Below are 17,019 nucleotides of genomic sequence, written 5' to 3' on the forward strand. Positions count from 1 at the left end.
GCCAATAAAACTCGCCCTTTGGGAGCACATCAACACGCCCATTTCTGCGTCAGATAATCTTGAAAGGGAATGCCATTCCTTCAATTATCTTTCTTGAACTGAACCTGTTGATGTCGCTCTGAATCCAGCATCTTGAGGTCACTGAGTATATTACCAATTAAGAACAGGATTATTATTGTAGTAATCACAAATTAGTTGGTTTTGATGGCGCGCACCAAACTTACGCAATATTTGCTTAATTTGGGTTCGCGTCGTCTCTTTAGACACCTTCCTGAGTTCGGCAATTTCACTGCCATTAAACCCTTTAAGCAGCAAAACATACACTTGATATTCGGCATCACTTAAATGATCTAGTTTGGTGTTCGTTATGGTGTTTCTTTGATAGTTAACCCATGATTTTTCTAGAGATTGTTGAGTTAACCAGTTATTGGACCATTTGTGGAGCAGTAGCCAAATCTCATTCAGTTTTAACTCTTGCGAATAAGAAAGAGCTTCTGGGCTATGGCAACTCAAAACCATTATAAAGCCACCTTCTAATTGGTGAAGGCCACTATAAGTGTGAGAAAAACCAATAGTAGGTATTAAAATATCATTGAATATCGAATTTTTAATGTGATGTACCGGAAGCAAACTCTGCAAATAGACAATTCGGCTAGTGCATTTGTGTTTTAAGTAGGTTTGTAGATAGACATCATGCTCTTGAAGCGCTTGATAAATGCTGATTTGATGCTCACTAAAGCCAACTACTTTTTGCTTCACTGAGACTCGTTCACTATTAATAATGGAAAACAAAACATTTTCTACTCCTAGCTGTGCAAGCTCATTCTCAAGAATGTGATTCAGGAAGATAGAAGGGTCAGACAAGTTTTCACCTTCTTTGCTAGGAAACAATACTTTTCTCATCGTTAATGCTCGATTCCTTATTATTTGCGAACGCCTAAGTCTAGTCCTGCATTAATGAAAGTAATATCAGATAATTTCGCACGATTTGTTCGAGAAAATCATAGTTAACAGTATGCGTAGGAGAAAGTCAGTAAGGTTGTAGATGGTAAATAAATCACTTTGTACAGCCTATTGAGCATTTAGATCATGATGATCTAAATGCTCAACGAACGGTAACCGACAGACAGAGTGAATGCAGAGCTTATAAAAAAGCCCTCTCAGTTTAATAACGGAGAGGGCTTTGAATGGAGTTTACTTACTTACTTACACTTTAAAACTATTTAGCAGCTTGTCTTGCGCGTTCACGTTTGCTATTTGAGTAACCATAGCGGCGTTTGCGTTAGAAGCTGCATTGGCAACCTGCTCTGACAGATTTTTAATGTTCAGAGTATTGGTATTTACCTCTTCAGCAACAAGGCTCTGTTCTTCCGCAGCCGATGCGATGTGGGTGTTCATATCGCTAATGGTGACGATCAATTGCTGGATATCGTCTAGTGCAGAGTTGGCACCTGATGCCTGTTCAACGGCCATTTGTGCAGCCTGCTGGCTTTCACCCATCGCCTGAGAAACAGAACGGGCACCAGACTGAAGTTGATCGATCATCGTTTTAATTTCAGTGGTCGACTGCTGGGTTTTTTGTGCCAGTGTTCTGACTTCGTCAGCAACCACGGCAAACCCGCGACCTGATTCACCGGCACGAGCGGCTTCAATGGCGGCATTCAGTGCCAGTAGGTTGGTTTGATCGGCAATATCGTTGATCACTTTCAAAATGGACTCGATATTGTCTGATGCTATTGCCAGCGATTTGACTTCGTCTACTGCATGTTCAATTTTTAGCGACAAGCTTTCAATGGTCTGAGATGTATTACTGACCAGTTCGCTGCCGTTATTAGTGGCATCTTCTGCATCTCTCACTGAGGTTGCGGCAGACTGAGCATTGTTCGCGACTTCTGAAGAGGTGAGGGACATCTGGTGCATGGCTGTTGCCAGTTGTTCCAGTTCGCTAAGCTGAGTGCTCATGGCCATGGAGGAGTTCTTAGCACCTTCTGCGGTCATTTCTGTACCTTGCTTGATACTGACACTCAACTCTTTGGACTGTTTTAGTTGATCTTGTAGCTTGGCAACAAAGGTATTAAAACCAGAGGCCAGAACAGAGAACTCTTCATCCGTATTCGGGTTTAGACGCTGAGTTAGGTCACCGTCACCAGTGGCGATATCTTCAATCGCGCTATTTACATCGTTTAGCGGACGCATGAAACGACGAATAAGATACGTCAGGGCAAGAATACTCAGTACCAGCGCAATGATTGAATAAATAATAGAACTGTTACGTAGATCGTCGATAGCAGAATACGCCAGCTCTTCATCAACAACGGCACCCACATACCAATCTAACTCAGGGATTCTGCTAAAGGTGATCTGAAGTTCGTCTCCGTCCAGTTCGATGCGTTGAACACCTTCTTTGATAGCAACGCCGGGAAGAAACGCCTCTAAGTTTTTGCCGTTATAATCATTTTTCGGGTGGGCAATAGTCCCTCCTGAACGGGTAACAATAAAAATGTAACCGGATTCAAAAGAGTTGAACTGGTTTACCGCATCAGACAGGTTAGTAAGAGAAACATCAAAGAACATGCTGCCGATAAATTTGCCGTTGCTCTGTACCGGACTGCCGATGGAAACGTTGATTTCACCGGTTGAATTGTTCAGGTACGGTTCTGTTAGTACGACCTGCTGCTTCTGTTTAGCAAGCTGATACCATGGGCGAACTCTCGGGTTAAAGCTTTCATCCGCTTCCCAACTGTCCACATTCTCCAGCATTTTTCCGTTAGCTTCGTAGCCCATACCTGCTGCGAGGAATGACTTTTTCACTTGTGGCTGTTCGACCACTTGCTGTACATGGGGGTAGTTTTCAGCAGAAAGCTGAGCAAATTCGGTGATGCTCTTCGCCAGCGCTTTTTGTGCTGACAGTTCTGAGGTGGTGTAGTTTTCTACGCTGGTCAGCATTTCACTGATATCGGTTTTCACCTGAGCTGCGATATGAGCTTTCACTGTATAGAGTTGTTCTACCGTTAAAAATACAACGGTTAAAACCAGCATCAGTGATGATGCTGCAACGATCTTATAATTAAACTTCATGCTTTTGATTCCAAATAAACAAAGCAATATGCAACATGTTGCTATTTATGGTATTGAGTAAGCATTTTAATACGTAAATCAATGTATTTATGCTGTTTATATCACTGAATTATATAAATAATTCTATTTTCAACTCGTTTGGTTAACATTTACACGTATAACTGTGTTTTGTTGCATAGATGTTTTTGTTTGCTTTCTATTCTGTACTAGTCGACTGTAATGAGCTGATAACGAAACTGCTAAAATGATACAAACGAAAGACGGAAGTGAACGACACCTTTCAGTTCGTCATTTCATTGGGCTCTATTTTTTGCGAAAAAGTAGATAAGTAGTAGAACGATGATGCGGGTAGGGAGGCGCTACTCTCTAAGATGTTGCTCTACGAACTGTCAATTTAAGAGAGTAAAAACTGCCAGCCAAGATAACTCGCTGGCAATTCATATCATGGTTATGCCATATCTTGCTGTTTATGGTGATTTAACAACGTTAATAGAAATAGGCGGATTTCATTCTCTTCTGCACTATTCAGCTTGCTGTTTGTGCTGGCGTTTAAAATAAAATCTTCAACTTGCAGGTAAAAATCGGATTCACTATCGTGGTTCATGGGAACCTCCTGGAGCTCACTTCTATATTCTTGCATTAATAAGACGTGCAAAAATGTTATACGAATAGAGCAGCAAAATAGCTGATATTCATTCGTTTGGAGTTATCTAACTCAGGGTCCCAATCCTGACACTGGATTTTGCCAGTGCAGGGTAAGCATATGTTCTCTTGGGGGAAAGTGTCAACGGCCAGCTGGAAGGCAGAGGAGAAATAATTGTTTCTAAATGCAATGCTAAGCAATAGGGGGATTATGTTTTGTGGTTCCACTACTTTGAGAGAATCTTCAACCTTAAAAAGGAACAGAATCCGCGTTCGCTTATGTTAATGCCCCCGAAAATTCTAGTTTTATATAGCTAAATCTTCTTAACTATTTTCTTAGTATTCTCAAAAATCGAGTCTACGATAATTATTATGCTTCTCTAGAGTGCCAACAAGTTCACCATTCATGTATGCGATTAGCTTCTGCATTACCAACTCTCATCATCATTTTCATTTAACGAAACTATCTGTGATTTTTCTTGGATACTCAATGTTAGGTCCATTGCCTGGACAAGTTTGAAGAAGGTTGAAAGTGTTGTTTTGTTAGGGGTGTTCTCGAAGTTCGAGATCGTCGCTTGCTTGATACCGACTTTTTTTGCTAGTTCTGATTGTGTCCAGCCATTCTTCTGACGTATCAGTAGCATCATATCTGCTAATTGTTTTGGACTATATATCATTTTTTCCGGCTCTCTATAGAGTTAAGGTACACCTTCAAGATACTTAATTATCCTTTAGTGAGGAGAATTGAAATTATATCCCCACAAGAGGATAAAGTCTGCATTATCCCCACTAAAGGATGAGTGATTGGTTATCCTTTAGTGGGGATATTTGGTGACCTAAAAGGGCATAAGGAACTGAGGCTCAGCGGTATCTATTGAATCACAGACTTCTGTATCTGCCATCTCATTCGTATTATTACTATGTGAAGGACTCTCAGGGGGTGAGGTTGGTGTGTGGACTGAGTGTTTATTGAGGTTGCTGTCTTTGTTTATTTGCTTGGTAAAAAGAAATTTCAACTTATCACAAAAACAAAAAGGCCACCCGAAGGTGGCCTTTCCAAACGTTTGGTGGGCTGGCGTAAGTTGAATTTGAAATTTAGTTGTTTGTTTATTAAGGTTTTTAGTTGTGCTGATTTTTTCTTGGAATACCTTTTGGAATACTAACTGCTGGAGTCAGCTATCCCAAAGTCAATTATTGACGAGACTTTATACTGGTATTCAATGTTTAAAGTCATCTAGCAAACGTTGAGAAACAAAGTACAGATTCCCCTTTGCTCGAGTACAAGCTACGTAAAGTTTGTTCGCTGTAGAAGGAGCTAAGTTAGCTAATTTTCCGTTAGTATAGGCTTTTAGGGTGGTTGGATTTAGAACTATACAAATATCGCCAAAATCATCTAGCCCCTTTGTATTCCCCCAATTGTCTGTCCACCCTGTGTATTTATGACTTTCTCTAAAAAATAATTTTGCTATGGATTCGTTTGTCATTAATTTCGCTATCTTTTCTGGTGTATCAATTAGCTCAAGGCTTACTTCATCTTCCCGATGAGAGGCTATTGGAATACCAAGGTTTTCACTAACAAACTTGCAAATGGTAGGGCTGCATCGATGACTATGAGATAGCACTTCTAGATCAATAGTATATCCAGCATTTTTGAGCTTCAAAAGATAGTTTTCGAGATTGCTGTGTAGGCTGTTTTGCACATTACCATCTCTGCTAGTGTCGAATGTGTGTTGGTAAAAGTCCCCAACTAACAAAACCTCTACGTTAGTTGCTGAGAGGGCACACAGTAAGTTGAAATCATTTGCTGCAAAATCCTGCACTTCATCAATACAAAAAAAATCAAAGTACTTTTCTATCCGCTTAGAAATATCAGGTATTCCATCAAAGTCAGTCATGAGCTTTGCGATTCGGTTATGATAAAGTCGATGTCCTTGATCTTGGTAGTGATTTAGAGTCTTTCTTTTAGCAAATCTAAGAGGTTCTTTATAGCTAACCCCCTTTATTTTTATTTGATTACCTATAATAGGGCGAACACAAAATGACATAAGAAAGGAGAAGTAAGTGAATATGCGAACGCCTTTCGGAATAACTCCTAGCTTTTTCAATATGCGCTTCTTTAGATTAGCAGTATTATTGATAGTGTAAGTAACAATTAGAGCACGGCTATCCACCTCAATTTTATCAATAATATGCTGGGTTTTCCCCGAACCAGCTACGGCAAGAACTACTCGCTTATCCATTCAATAGCCTCTCGAATATATGCAGGTACGGTTATTTCTTCTGCTTTTTCATCGAGCAGTTTAAACGCAGATATCGTTTTATTCTTCAACATATAATCTTGTGGGGCGAGTTGAATGCGTCCACCTGAGAACAAAGCATCGCAAACTGCTTTATTATCTTGATACATACAGACTTCAAATGTATGTCTGGTGTTGTCCAAATCAGCGTATACTGTGATACATTCTGCCAAATAATCAGCATAATTATCGACACAGTTTCTCTGGTGATCATGGTCATTATCACGTATTACAGCAGTTCTAATATTAAGCAAATTAGATACTTCCATGTACCGTTTAAAGCTAGTACCACCAACTGATATTATATGAACGCCATCATCAGATGGAAGGTTGCCTTTAACTTGCTTGTATAAGCATTCCATGAGTATATATTCAGCATCTCCTTCAACTAAAATAACTTTTTCTGAAAGAACTAGTTCCAAGATATTGTGGTTAGGTGCTTTAATGAAAAACTTTGCGGTGTCTTTTGTTAGATCCGTAAGTGTTGCAGGAGAGTTTGCTGAGCTGTTCAGCAAAATTGACTTTCTGAGGTCTAACCTAGAACTGATAAGGCTACTATGAGTTGCTAGGATCACCTGATTGTTATGAGCTTTTTCAACTTGGCTGATCAGCTTGTTCATACTCGTATGGCTGAGATGATTCTCAGGTTCTTCTAATAGTAAAACATCTATAGATTTATCAGCATCACGCTCTCTAAGAGCAAATGCAGTCTTAATAAAGCATTGTTTTCCTTTGCCCCTATTCTCTATCGGGATTCCATCTTCTGTAAGAGTCAAATCTGTCTCTAAGTTGAACTTAGATCCTGAGCGGATAGTAAAATCATAATCATCTAATTCGTTGTTAATCACATTTAGATGATTATCCCTAAAAGTATTCTTTTGTTGTCTATATTCGTTCTTTAAGCTGTATCGAAGCGGCTGCTCAACTGTTGCATCATACATCGCTTTTACATACTGACTATTGGCGTATTCACTGTTAATTTGAGTGCTATCGATTGATAGGTAGCGTAGGAACTTTCTATATCCAGAATAGGAGTCACCATTAAAAGTAGTGAACCTCGCTACGTAGAATTCGAACGGAAAGTTATCCCCTTCAGCTTCTAGAACTTGTTGTATCTCTTTGCTTAATTCATCATTCGGCTCACAGATGAGTTGGAGACCATCTGAGTTGACATTATCACTGTTGGTTTTACCGTTGAGGTCGGGGTTACCTGTGTCATTAAGAAACAATTCAATATGAAGGATGGGGAGGTTTTCAATTTTCTTATCACCAGAAAGGAAGTCTGATACTACACTTGCGTTGAGAAGAGCTTCAACTCCCAAGCTTTCTACTTTGCTTTTGCTGCCACTCAATACAAGTTCTATAGCAGTGAGAATTGTGCTTTTACCAGCTTCATTATCTCCAATCAAAACATTTCTTTCTGGATCAAGGTGTATTTCATAGTTGCTGAATTTTTTAAAGTTCTGAAGTTTTGCTTTTACGATGTGTACCATTGAGTTCCTCATCCATATAGTTTCTGGTGGCTTATTCTATCGTATTCATATTTATCTGAATGTTATAGATGTCACGGCAATCGATGGGGATTGAAGTCTGGTCACTGACGAAGTTGCGTTATCGTTACTCGGATGGGGACAAGCTTTGCTTTTTGCCTATTATTAGTCAAAGTAATTCAAATAATTGCATTCACAAATCTAATTAGGATTGGTGCTGACATGTTTCGGGTCAGGAGTGAATTAAGGCTTGTTATTAATTATTGAGGACATACATCTTAAAAAAGACTCCTAATAAACCGTTCTCATCAGCTCGGGAAAAAGGAGTTTAAATTAATACTGGATCTGGTTTCATTGGAAATGATCGGAAAAATAAAGATTTGCTACGTATTTTTATGAGATTTCTTGATTAGAGCTGTGTTTGAAGTTTCTAAAAAAGTAGCAAGGTGCGGTAGAGGTTAATTTAGCTGATAGTTGAGTGAGTGCTTCCAACTAACTCCGTATGAGTTTCAATGTATCACAAAAACAAAAAGGCCACCCGAAGGTGGCCTTTTCAAACGTTTGGTGGAGCTGGCGGGAGTTGAACCCGCGTCCGAAAATCATTCATCATTGGTACTACATGCTTAGTCGATCTTTACATTCACCAAATACCTGCGAACCGACACGCTAGTAGATGACTATCCTGAATTAAATTTCGAACTTCATCTCTCAGGCGGGAGAATCCGATCTAGCTAGTTTGGGTTTGATCCCCTGTTATTCCCCGTCTTACAAGCGGAAGCTAGGGCAGGAGAGCTCTCAGCAGGTTATTAAGCTGCTAGTGCGTAGTTTTCGTCGTTTGCGACTATTTTTTTGCGGCTTTTTACGTGGCCAACCGCCCCACGGCATGCACCTCAGACTGCAAAATTCCCGTCGAATCCTGGATCAGCCCCAAGTGGTTAACGAGCATAGTAACAGAAAACCTTTAAGAGTCTAGCTTTGCTCGTCTAAGTGCTTAAGATTAACGCAAATTACTCTTCATAATCCGCGCTTTATCTCTCGCCCAATCTTTTTCTTTCATGTCAGTTCGTTTGTCGTGAAGTTTTTTACCCTTCGCAACACCAACTTTAATTTTTACCCAAGAGCGAGACCAGTAGAGTGCCAAGGCGGCTAATGTCATGCCTTCTCTATTGATTCGTCCAAATAGGTTGTCTAGTTCGCGTCGAGACATTAATAGTTTGCGAACGCGAGTGGGGTTAGCAACAACGTGAGTCGATGCCTGATTAAGCGGGGTAATCGTCATGCCACTGATATAGGCTTCGCCGTCACGCATAAAGACATAGCTCTCTGCGATATTAACTTTGCCTTGGCGTAGTGATTTTACTTCCCAGCCCTGAAGCTCAAGCCCCGCTTCTATTTCATCATCGATAAAATATTCGTGGCGAACTTTTTTATTTAGCACAATAGTATTACTAGTTGCTTTGGATTTTGATTTTTTCTTTGCCATAATGGCGTCATTATACGGATAGTCCCTTGCTTGGGAAATCCTTATTTTGTATATCTACCTTGATAAGTCAGAAAAAGTTGCCAAAAGCAGCATTAAGAAACGAGAAAGTGTATGCCACAAGTTAGACGTTCAGCGTTAGTTTCCTTTAGCGCAGAGCAAATGTATAAGTTAGTGAACGATGTTGACCGTTATCCCGAGTTCTTACCCGGTTGTTCTGGAGCCAAGGTACTTGAGGCGAGTGACTCTGCTATGGTGGCGTCTGTTGATGTCTCTAAAGCGGGTATTAGCAAAACTTTTACCACTTCAAACAGTTTGCAAAAGAGCAACGCTATTTTGATGGAGTTGGTCGACGGCCCATTTAAATCACTCAAGGGTGGCTGGTATTTTACCGAGTTGGATGAGTCTGCCTGCAAAGTAGAGTTAAAGTTGGATTTTGAATTTTCTAGCAAGTTGATTGAAATGGCGTTCGGTAAAATTTTTAATGAGTTAACCAGCAATATGGTCAACGCATTTACTCAACGTGCCAAGCAAGTGTACTAATGAAAAGTAGGGATTTTTATGAACAGTGACTCTAGCATGATCCACGTTGAGGTGGTTTATGCGTTGCCAAATGAGCAGCGAGTTCTCACCCAAACGATCGATAAATCGTTAACGGTTGAACAGATCATCGTTCAGTCGGGGGTGTTGGAGATGTACCCAGAGATAGATCTCAGCAGCAATAAGGTGGGAGTATTTAGCCGAAACGTTAAGTTAGACGCAACGGTGCAGGATAATGACCGCATAGAGATTTATCGTCCGCTACTGGCTGATCCGAAAGAAATTCGTCGTAAACGGGCTGAGCAAGCAAAGCAAGCGGCGAGCAAAAAATAAAAAAGGCTCTTAATAGAGCCTTTCTTGAAACTGGAATATGGAATACTCGTTAGTTAATACTTTCGTAAAACCCGTCACCTTCTGGGTAGTCTCCCGTTAGGTTTAATAAGCTACCTTGGTTATTAAAGTTTACCACTAGGTTCTTTTGTACAGGATCTGAGTGCCCTTTGGTTTGGTGGAAAATGTAGTACCACGTATCAGGGTAGCCATTTTCAATCAACATAGGCGATCCTAAAACATAACGGACTTGTTCTTTCGTCATGCCAAACTTCAGTCTGTCGATGGATTCCTGCTCGATATAGTTACCCTGATTAATATCTATTCTGTAAACAAGTTTTTCTAAAAGGGAACAGCCCGTAAGCATTGTCAATGCTAGAGGAACCGCAACTAACCACTTCTTAAATTGCATAGTCGGTAAATCTTAATGTAGTAAATTGATAAAACAAAACTCGGCTGATAATAAACAAGCTTGACCAAGAAGTAAAAGGTGCTGTTAAACAGACGTAGATTAAGACCACAATATTTGAGATTTGTTGCAAAAATAATTAAAAGAGTCGCGATTGAGGCAGAAAAGGGAGCATTTTGGCTTTTAATCATGTTGTGAGTTTTATCTGCTGTGCAGCACTATGACATTGATATTGGTGGAATCCGTAATGTGACTGACCCTAACAAGTTGATTGTTTGAGGGCTTCGTCACTCTCTGTTGAGGCTTTGTAGACACGATTATACTCATGACAGTCTCAATTTTGTTTACTTATAAAATAGAACCCCACTAAAAAGTGGGGTGTCTTAGTCATTACAAATCAGTAAGTAACGATTTGATTGTATTGTGTTTTGGTGTTGATTATACAAATGCCAAAATAGGAGAAATACACAATAGAATACCTGTCACAATGATCAGGTTAGTTGCCATTCCTTTATATTTGTGTAGGTGTGGCACTTTATAAACAAGGTAAGCAGGGATCAGGCAGCCTACCAGTCCAAACACAGGGCTACAGATAGATGTGAATGAAAGGATTGGTGCGTTGATTGCGATTGCGCCCCATGCCAGCAGGATAATAAATACAGTTACTAGCTTGCTGATTAGCTGAGAGTCAATTTGAGATTCATCGTATTTGCGCAGTAACATGTTCATGGCTAAACCTGTACAAGCTTCTTTGAAAGCAAGGAACACACCAAAGAAAGAAGTAACAACGGCGAAGATATTGATGACAATACCTGCGATAGTCGCCCAGCTTCCAGGGAAATATTGAGCAACGATAGCCAGTGCTGAAATGTTCTGGTTCATCGCTTCAGCAGCTTGTTCCTGACTAATAGCAAAGGTAAATGACACGGCAAAAAAGAACACGATGACGAACAGAATTGCGAATGCAATTTTCATCGCACGGCTTGCTTTGTATCTTGCAACTTCAATCGACTTTTCATGAGAGCGGTACGAGATCACCATAGGGCTCAGAGACTGAATAAATAGAATTGAAGTAAGTGTAAACGGCAATGTAATGATGGCATTTTTGATCATCGGTCCCATGTCACCAATCGCAGGGATGTTATTCATGTCCCACTTAGCAATCAATAGTACACCCATGATAGCAACCAAAGAAAGCACTGTTACCGCCATAAACCCAGACAGTTTAAACAGTAACTTCTCACCTTTAGAGCCAATGAAGGATAGCAAACAGATAAGACCTAGGCCGTAAAACACGTTGTCACTCAGTTTACCTTCTGTCACTCCGAAAGAATGCAAGTAGGAAGCACTGTCGTTAGTTACCGCTAATGAGTAAACAAGCACCCAAATAACCAACATGACAAAATAAAGAGCACCAAGAACCATGCCCCAGTTTTTACCTAGATAGCCAGTGATCACCCCTGGGTAGTCGGTACACTCTTTTGATTCTGCCAGTGTATTGATGAACAATTTTTGAAATAGGTACATTGCTGGGTAGCCAATAATGGAAGAGAGAAGAAAAACCCAGAGACCCATAACACCAACTTGCACTGGCAAAAATACAATGCCAGCACCAATCGCCATGCCGATGCTCATTACTATCCAACCAATATCCACACTGTCGAATTTTACTGCTTCTTTCCACTCCTGAATGGACATATTGGCTTTTTCATGTGGTGCCATAGCACCTTGCAAATTAATGTCTTCAATAGCTTGTGTCATTATATGTCTCCGCTTGAATTAAAAATAACGCTATATAGTTTGTTTTTTAAGCTGTGATGTTCAGCTGATGGCGACAGGTTACGTGAAATATAGGAGAAAAAAATTTCATTCCACTCCTAAAATATACGAATAAGAGAATTTAAATCTCCATTTAATTTGCGAGCATAAAATGATTTCTTTGGTTTGATTGTGATCAAGTTAAGTAATTATTTAATAATGATTAAACGTGATGTTGATATCATTTTCTCATTTTAAATTTCTCTGCTTGAAATTCTAAACTGTTGACTTTGATCACGAAACAAAAAAGTAATGAGTAATTGAATGAAATTGTAGCTCTGAATGTCACTTTCTGAGTCTGTCTGCTGTTTTGTTTAGTAGAATTATAAAGGATTAGAGGGGGGTTATAGAGGGTTGGTTTTAACTTGTTGTAAATAATAGGTTTATTCTGTTTTGTTAAGTGTAAGGGGGAATAAGGTTTTGATTTGATGTTTATTTTTTATTTATTGTTGGGTGCGTTGAGCTGTATTTGTCTTAAATTAACTTAATGTCTATTGTGCTGTGTTCTGTTAAATTTATTGTAATTAATGGTTAACGGTTTTAACGTTTGGTTGTTATTTGTTCGAAATGGGTTTCTTGCTATTTTTTCTAATGAAAGGAGGTTGGATTTAATATTGGTTGATGGTTGGATTCTATAAGTGGAAATTATAAGTAGGAATTTGGTGTAATAAACGAAGTTAACAAGTAAAACCGTCCTGAGGTGTAAAAGTGTTACATTTAAGTTTGGCGAAAATAAAGTTAAGCATCAGTTGGTTTTATGCCACAGTTAACGATTTACTTCGGTGTTTGAGTCGCAAGTTGTTATATTGAATAAGGGCATAACCAGAATTTTTGTTAAAAAGAAAATCGCTTAATCTCTTCTGCATTTTATTTATCACCTCTGAGCTGCTGCATAGTAATAGTACAGGCAAGATCAGTTGGCTCTGTATGGTCTAATGAAGGAACTTGGCCTCCATTTATCAAGTGGGTAAACCCACCTTCAAGTATCGTGTTCATTACTATCCCGTCAATTTTTAACTGGCAAAAACTAGCGAGAAAACTCTGCCCGATTCAGTAATAAGGCGAGCCAGTTTGATAACAAGTTAACGAGCACACTATACGAGTTTTTAAGGAGATATATTTTTCCTTATTTGCTTTGATTTTACTGATATAGAGAAAATTATTCTCCCAAATGAGTGACTTGTTGCATTATCGATGACTAGCTCTAGAAATGTTACAGGCTGAAAATAGACAAATTAGAAGGATATTTGGGGCTGTTTTTAGAATAGCAATGAGTTTAAAAGTAAAGTTCTACCACACTCTAAGGGAGCAGAAGTATTTGCTCCCTTAGTTAAAATATAAGGATTATGCCGCAAGCAGCTCTTTGGCGTTAGCAAGGGTTGAGTCAGTGATTTGGCTACCACCCAATAACCTTGCCAGTTCAGAGACTCTCTGCTCTTGGTTAAGTTTGTGCATTTGTGTTTCGGTTTTGCCGGCTTTGGTCTGCTTGGCGACAAACAGTTGTTGGTGACCACAGCCCGCCACTTGGGGGAGGTGGGTAACACACAAGACTTGTGTCGACTCACCTAATGTTCTTAGCATTTTGCCCACTACTGCGGCTGTTGGGCCACTGATCCCTACATCGACTTCATCAAATATAAGGCTCGGGGTATCTACTTTCTGAGCGGTGATAACTTGTATCGCTAACGATATGCGAGAAAGCTCGCCGCCTGACGCCACTTTTGCGATGGCTTGTAAAGGTTGCCCCGGGTTGGTTGATACCAAGAAGGTAATTTGGTCTACGCCTAGAGGTGAGGCATGACTGCTGTCGCTGTTGATATCAATATGGAATTTGGCTTTTTCCATACTAAGTTCGTGCATGCTCTTGCTGATCAACTTATCCAGCTCTTTGGCATAACGCTTGCGAGATTTACTGAGTTTTTCAGCGCTGGTTAAAAAAGTCTGTTTTAGCGTGCTGACTTCTTGCTCCATTGCTTGCAGTTTCTCGTCTGAACAATCTAGCGCTTCAATTTGTTGTAAAAGCTCTTGATGATGTTGATACAGATCTTCAGCCATGACGTGATGTTTGCGAGAAATCGACATGACTTTAGAAAAGCGATCTTCTACCCATGCCATGCGCTCAGGGTTCATCTCTATGCCATCTACGTAGCTTCTAAGTTCGCTACTGGCTTCTTCTACCTGAATAATCGCTTCATCAAGCATGCTCGGCAGTGTCGCTAATTTGCTGTCTAGTTCCGTAAGCTGTGTTAGTGACTGGCTTGCAGATTGAAGCATCGCTAGCGCGTTTGTCTCTTCCCCTTCATAAAGTACATCAATGGCTTGTTGGCAATTGCTGGCAAGTTCACCACTATTGGCCAACCGTTTATGTTCTTGCTCTAGTTCGGAGAACTCTGTTTCTGTTAACGCGAGCTCATTAAGCTCTTTAATTTGGTACTGTAAAAGCTGTTTTTGCGCTTGGTTTTCTTGGCTATTTTGTAGCAGCTCTTTTAACTTATTCTTACATTGTCGCCATGCCTGATAATCGTGACGTACTTTTTCTAGTAGGTTTAGGTGTCCGGCATATTGATCCAGCATGGAGAGCTGATGGTCACTTTTCATTAACTGATGATGAGCGTGCTGGCCGTGAATATTAATCAGCTGTTGCCCTATTGATTTTAATTGAGATAGAGGAACAGGGCTGCCATTGATGTAAGCGCGAGAACGACCATCTTTGGTGATCAGACGACGTAGTATGCAATCATTGCCGTCAAGCAATTCATTATCTTCTAGCCAGCGTGTAGCGTGAGTATTGTTATCTAACTGGAAGGTGGCACATACTTCGGTTTTATCTTCACCTTGGCGAACCATTCCTGTTTCTGCACGACCACCAAGGCATAAGCCAAGGGCATCAATGGCAATAGATTTACCTGCACCTGTTTCACCGGTAATGGTGGTCATTCCTGCAGAAAGTTCAAGTTGTAGGGATTTTACAATGGCAAAGTTATTAACGCTTATGTCAGCCAGCATGTTGGATACCTGTGCAAATAATCAATACTGTATACTTAAACAGTATATACTGATTTTTTATACAGTAAAGTTGTTAGGCTGTTTTTTTTATGAGCAACTTCTCATTCTCTAGTTTAGCGACAAATGCTAACCGTGCGCTCTTGCATTGGGTTGCAAGAGCTCAGGTTTTGACTCATAAATTCACTATTAATTTATTGGCAGGGGCGATTTAAAATAGCTTGCTTGACCAGCCTAGCTTATTTCTAAGTACATGATAATAACTGTATTCTTCAGGGTGTATCAGTTTTAAAACGTTGTTGCTTTTAAAAATATTCACCTCGTCATGAGAGGAAACAGGCAGAGAAACTTGCCCATCGCAGCTTACTTCTAATGTGCCGCGATTGTTTGGCGATACCACCAACTTGATGCGCTTGTTGCCATCAACCACTAACGGTCTGCTGGATAAGGTGTGTGGGAACATCGGCACAATAGAGATGGCGTTTAAGCTTGGGGACAATATAGGCCCGCCACCAGAGAGAGAGTAAGCGGTAGAGCCTGTAGGAGTAGAGATAATCAGCCCGTCTGAACGCTGAGAGAAAGCAAAAGTGTCATCTATGTACACTTCAAACTCGATCATGTGCGCTATTTTTCCTGGATGCAGCACAACTTCGTTTAATGCTGAGTTATGACTTTTACGCTCTCCATGACGGTATACTTCCGACTCAAGCAAAAATCGCTCTTCTTCTGTGTAATGCCCTTCTAATACACTTTTGAGTATGAGTTTAAAGTCTTCAGGGTTTAAGTCGGTTAAAAAGCCAAGATTGCCACGGTTAATACCAATCACAGAAACATCAAAGCGAGACAGCACTCTTGCTGCTCCTAGCATATTTCCATCACCCCCAACCACAATGGCGAGGTCGGCTTTTTCGCCTATGGTTAACAAATTGGTAAAGTGTTCGCTCGGAATATCCTCAAGAATATCGGCCAATCTATCGTCGATTAAGGCGCTATACCCTTCGGCAATCAGCCAGTGGAACAATTCTTTGTGAGTTTGTACGGCTTTATGATCTCGGGGTTTACCAATTATTCCGATGACTTTAAAGGGCTTTTTCATGCAGATAATCCAAATACAGAGTAAAGGTAGCGGTTAACGCTTGAATCATTAATATCAATCCCCATAATAAAGGCAACTAAATCTAATACGCGAGTTTTATTTTTGATTTAGGTCAGACAACAGCGAAACTTGCGTAGAAAATTGAATTTCTAAGTTTGGAGATATCATGAGCAACGACGAAAAAAAGATGAATGAAGAAGAGCTACAACAGCAAAACGCAGAGCAAGCGACAGAAGCAGATGTAGAAGCAGTAGGTACAGACGGTGATATCGACTGGAACGAAGAGTCAGTACAAGATGAACAAGAAGCAAAAATCGCTCAATTAGAAGCTGCATTGCTTCAAAGCGAAGCAAAAGTGAAAGATCAGCAAGACTCTGTATTACGCGCAAAAGCCGAAATGGAAAACATGCGTCGTCGTACTGAGCAAGAGATCGATAAAGCGCGTAAGTACGCTTTAAATAAATTTGCTGAAGAATTACTGCCAGTTATTGATAACCTAGAACGTGCTATCCAAGCTGCTGATGCAGAAAATGAAGCAGTTAAACCGGTTCTTGAAGGAGTAGAGCTTACTCATAAAACCTTTATCGATACGGTTGCTAAGTTTGGTCTAAAAGAGATTAACCCTGAAGGGGAAACTTTTAACCCTGAGCTTCACCAAGCTATGTCTATTCAAGAGAGTGAAGACCATGAAGCTAACACAGTCATCTTTGTTATGCAGAAGGGCTATGAGTTAAACGGTCGCGTTGTTCGTCCTGCAATGGTTATGGTTGCAAAATAGTTTCGTCATCTCAGATAAAAGCTGCTTTCGGGCAGCTTTTTTTTGTCTATCAGAAAAA

General features: G+C 40.2%; 15 protein-coding genes and 1 other RNA gene. 3 read left to right on the top strand and 13 right to left on the bottom strand.

Going from position 1 to position 17,019, the window contains the following annotated elements:
• Positions 1-150 precede the first annotated feature (150 nt).
• The 8 genes from F0227_RS10015 to smpB all read right to left on the bottom strand — a co-directional run bounded on the left by F0227_RS10015 (position 151) and on the right by smpB (position 8,990).
• Positions 151-903, bottom strand: a complete 753-nt coding sequence (locus F0227_RS10015) for a LuxR C-terminal-related transcriptional regulator (protein ID WP_171753062.1) — start codon at positions 901-903, stop codon at positions 151-153.
• A 303-nt stretch (positions 904-1,206) separates the two neighbouring features.
• Positions 1,207-3,078 (bottom strand): methyl-accepting chemotaxis protein, encoded by a 1,872-nt coding sequence (locus F0227_RS10020; RefSeq protein ID WP_171753063.1) that lies wholly within the window; start codon positions 3,076-3,078, stop codon positions 1,207-1,209.
• Positions 3,079-3,526: 448 nt separating this feature from the next.
• Positions 3,527-3,682: a hypothetical protein gene (locus F0227_RS10025; RefSeq protein ID WP_171753064.1), complete on the bottom strand. Its 156-nt coding sequence runs from the start codon at positions 3,680-3,682 to the stop codon at positions 3,527-3,529.
• 466 nt (positions 3,683-4,148) lie between these two features.
• Positions 4,149-4,397 carry a type II toxin-antitoxin system antitoxin HipB gene (gene hipB / locus F0227_RS10030; RefSeq protein ID WP_171753065.1) on the bottom strand — a complete coding sequence of 83 codons (249 nt, stop codon included), beginning with the start codon at positions 4,395-4,397 and terminating at the stop codon, positions 4,149-4,151.
• Between the two features lie 540 nt (positions 4,398-4,937).
• A complete protein-coding gene (locus F0227_RS10035; RefSeq protein ID WP_171753066.1) occupies positions 4,938-5,960 on the bottom strand; it encodes an AAA family ATPase in 1,023 nt (340 codons plus the stop codon).
• Positions 5,945-7,510 carry an AAA family ATPase gene (locus F0227_RS10040; protein ID WP_171753067.1) on the bottom strand — a complete coding sequence of 522 codons (1,566 nt, stop codon included), beginning with the start codon at positions 7,508-7,510 and terminating at the stop codon, positions 5,945-5,947. The genes F0227_RS10035 and F0227_RS10040 overlap by 16 nt, the downstream gene beginning before the upstream one ends.
• A 559-nt stretch (positions 7,511-8,069) precedes the next feature.
• Positions 8,070-8,436, bottom strand: a transfer-messenger RNA (tmRNA) gene (gene ssrA, locus F0227_RS10045).
• Positions 8,437-8,504: 68 nt separating this feature from the next.
• Complete coding sequence (smpB, locus tag F0227_RS10050; protein ID WP_171753068.1) at positions 8,505-8,990, bottom strand: SsrA-binding protein SmpB; 486 nt, start codon at positions 8,988-8,990, stop codon at positions 8,505-8,507.
• A 111-nt stretch (positions 8,991-9,101) separates the two neighbouring features.
• Between smpB and F0227_RS10055 the strand changes: the two genes are divergently transcribed.
• The gene (locus tag F0227_RS10055) at positions 9,102-9,530 is read left to right on the top strand and encodes an SRPBCC family protein (RefSeq protein ID WP_171753069.1); all 429 of its coding nucleotides are present in this window, start codon (positions 9,102-9,104) and stop codon (positions 9,528-9,530) included.
• An 18-nt stretch (positions 9,531-9,548) separates the two neighbouring features.
• The gene (locus F0227_RS10060; RefSeq protein ID WP_171753070.1) at positions 9,549-9,860 is read left to right on the top strand and encodes an RnfH family protein; all 312 of its coding nucleotides are present in this window, start codon (positions 9,549-9,551) and stop codon (positions 9,858-9,860) included.
• Between the two features lie 49 nt (positions 9,861-9,909).
• On the opposite strand, the gene bamE is transcribed toward F0227_RS10060, so the two are convergent.
• The 5 genes from bamE to nadK form a co-directional block, all read right to left on the bottom strand.
• On the bottom strand, positions 9,910-10,269 hold the full coding sequence (bamE, locus tag F0227_RS10065) for an outer membrane protein assembly factor BamE (RefSeq protein ID WP_171753071.1): 360 nt from the start codon (positions 10,267-10,269) through the stop codon (positions 9,910-9,912).
• 435 nt (positions 10,270-10,704) lie between these two features.
• Positions 10,705-11,964: an amino acid permease gene (locus tag F0227_RS10070; protein WP_253822077.1), complete on the bottom strand. Its 1,260-nt coding sequence runs from the start codon at positions 11,962-11,964 to the stop codon at positions 10,705-10,707.
• A gap of 987 nt (positions 11,965-12,951) precedes the next feature.
• A complete protein-coding gene (locus F0227_RS22030) occupies positions 12,952-13,080 on the bottom strand; it encodes a hypothetical protein (RefSeq protein WP_301338356.1) in 129 nt (42 codons plus the stop codon).
• A 348-nt stretch (positions 13,081-13,428) separates the two neighbouring features.
• Positions 13,429-15,090, bottom strand: coding sequence for a DNA repair protein RecN (gene recN, locus F0227_RS10075; RefSeq protein WP_171753072.1), 1,662 nt, complete (start codon positions 15,088-15,090; stop codon positions 13,429-13,431).
• Between the two features lie 208 nt (positions 15,091-15,298).
• Complete coding sequence (nadK, locus tag F0227_RS10080) at positions 15,299-16,183, bottom strand: NAD(+) kinase (protein ID WP_171753073.1); 885 nt, start codon at positions 16,181-16,183, stop codon at positions 15,299-15,301.
• 166 nt (positions 16,184-16,349) lie between these two features.
• Between nadK and grpE the strand changes: the two genes are divergently transcribed.
• Complete coding sequence (gene grpE / locus F0227_RS10085; protein ID WP_171753074.1) at positions 16,350-16,961, top strand: nucleotide exchange factor GrpE; 612 nt, start codon at positions 16,350-16,352, stop codon at positions 16,959-16,961.
• The last annotated feature ends 58 nt before the right edge of the window (positions 16,962-17,019 follow it).

The organism is Vibrio sp. 99-8-1 (assembly GCF_013114595.1).
GTDB lineage: Bacteria > Pseudomonadota > Gammaproteobacteria > Enterobacterales > Vibrionaceae > Vibrio.

Bases quoted from the DNA above. Each gene is read 5' to 3' on its own strand.
- F0227_RS22030 (WP_301338356.1), bottom strand. From the start codon at position 13,080: ATGAACACGATACTTGAAGGTGGGTTTACCCACTTGATAAATGGAGGC.
- F0227_RS10040 (WP_171753067.1), bottom strand. From the start codon at position 7,510: ATGGTACACATCGTAAAAGCAAAACTTCAGAACTTTAAAAAATTCAGC.
- F0227_RS10020 (WP_171753063.1), bottom strand. From the start codon at position 3,078: ATGAAGTTTAATTATAAGATCGTTGCAGCATCATCACTGATGCTGGTT.
- hipB (WP_171753065.1), bottom strand. From the start codon at position 4,397: ATGATATATAGTCCAAAACAATTAGCAGATATGATGCTACTGATACGT.
- smpB (WP_171753068.1), bottom strand. From the start codon at position 8,990: ATGGCAAAGAAAAAATCAAAATCCAAAGCAACTAGTAATACTATTGTG.
- grpE (WP_171753074.1), top strand. From the start codon at position 16,350: ATGAGCAACGACGAAAAAAAGATGAATGAAGAAGAGCTACAACAGCAA.
- F0227_RS10060 (WP_171753070.1), top strand. From the start codon at position 9,549: ATGAACAGTGACTCTAGCATGATCCACGTTGAGGTGGTTTATGCGTTG.
- bamE (WP_171753071.1), bottom strand. From the start codon at position 10,269: ATGCAATTTAAGAAGTGGTTAGTTGCGGTTCCTCTAGCATTGACAATG.
- F0227_RS10015 (WP_171753062.1), bottom strand. From the start codon at position 903: ATGAGAAAAGTATTGTTTCCTAGCAAAGAAGGTGAAAACTTGTCTGAC.
- F0227_RS10055 (WP_171753069.1), top strand. From the start codon at position 9,102: ATGCCACAAGTTAGACGTTCAGCGTTAGTTTCCTTTAGCGCAGAGCAA.
- recN (WP_171753072.1), bottom strand. From the start codon at position 15,090: ATGCTGGCTGACATAAGCGTTAATAACTTTGCCATTGTAAAATCCCTA.
- F0227_RS10070 (WP_253822077.1), bottom strand. From the start codon at position 11,964: ATGTCCATTCAGGAGTGGAAAGAAGCAGTAAAATTCGACAGTGTGGAT.
- F0227_RS10035 (WP_171753066.1), bottom strand. From the start codon at position 5,960: ATGGATAAGCGAGTAGTTCTTGCCGTAGCTGGTTCGGGGAAAACCCAG.
- nadK (WP_171753073.1), bottom strand. From the start codon at position 16,183: ATGAAAAAGCCCTTTAAAGTCATCGGAATAATTGGTAAACCCCGAGAT.
- F0227_RS10025 (WP_171753064.1), bottom strand. From the start codon at position 3,682: ATGAACCACGATAGTGAATCCGATTTTTACCTGCAAGTTGAAGATTTT.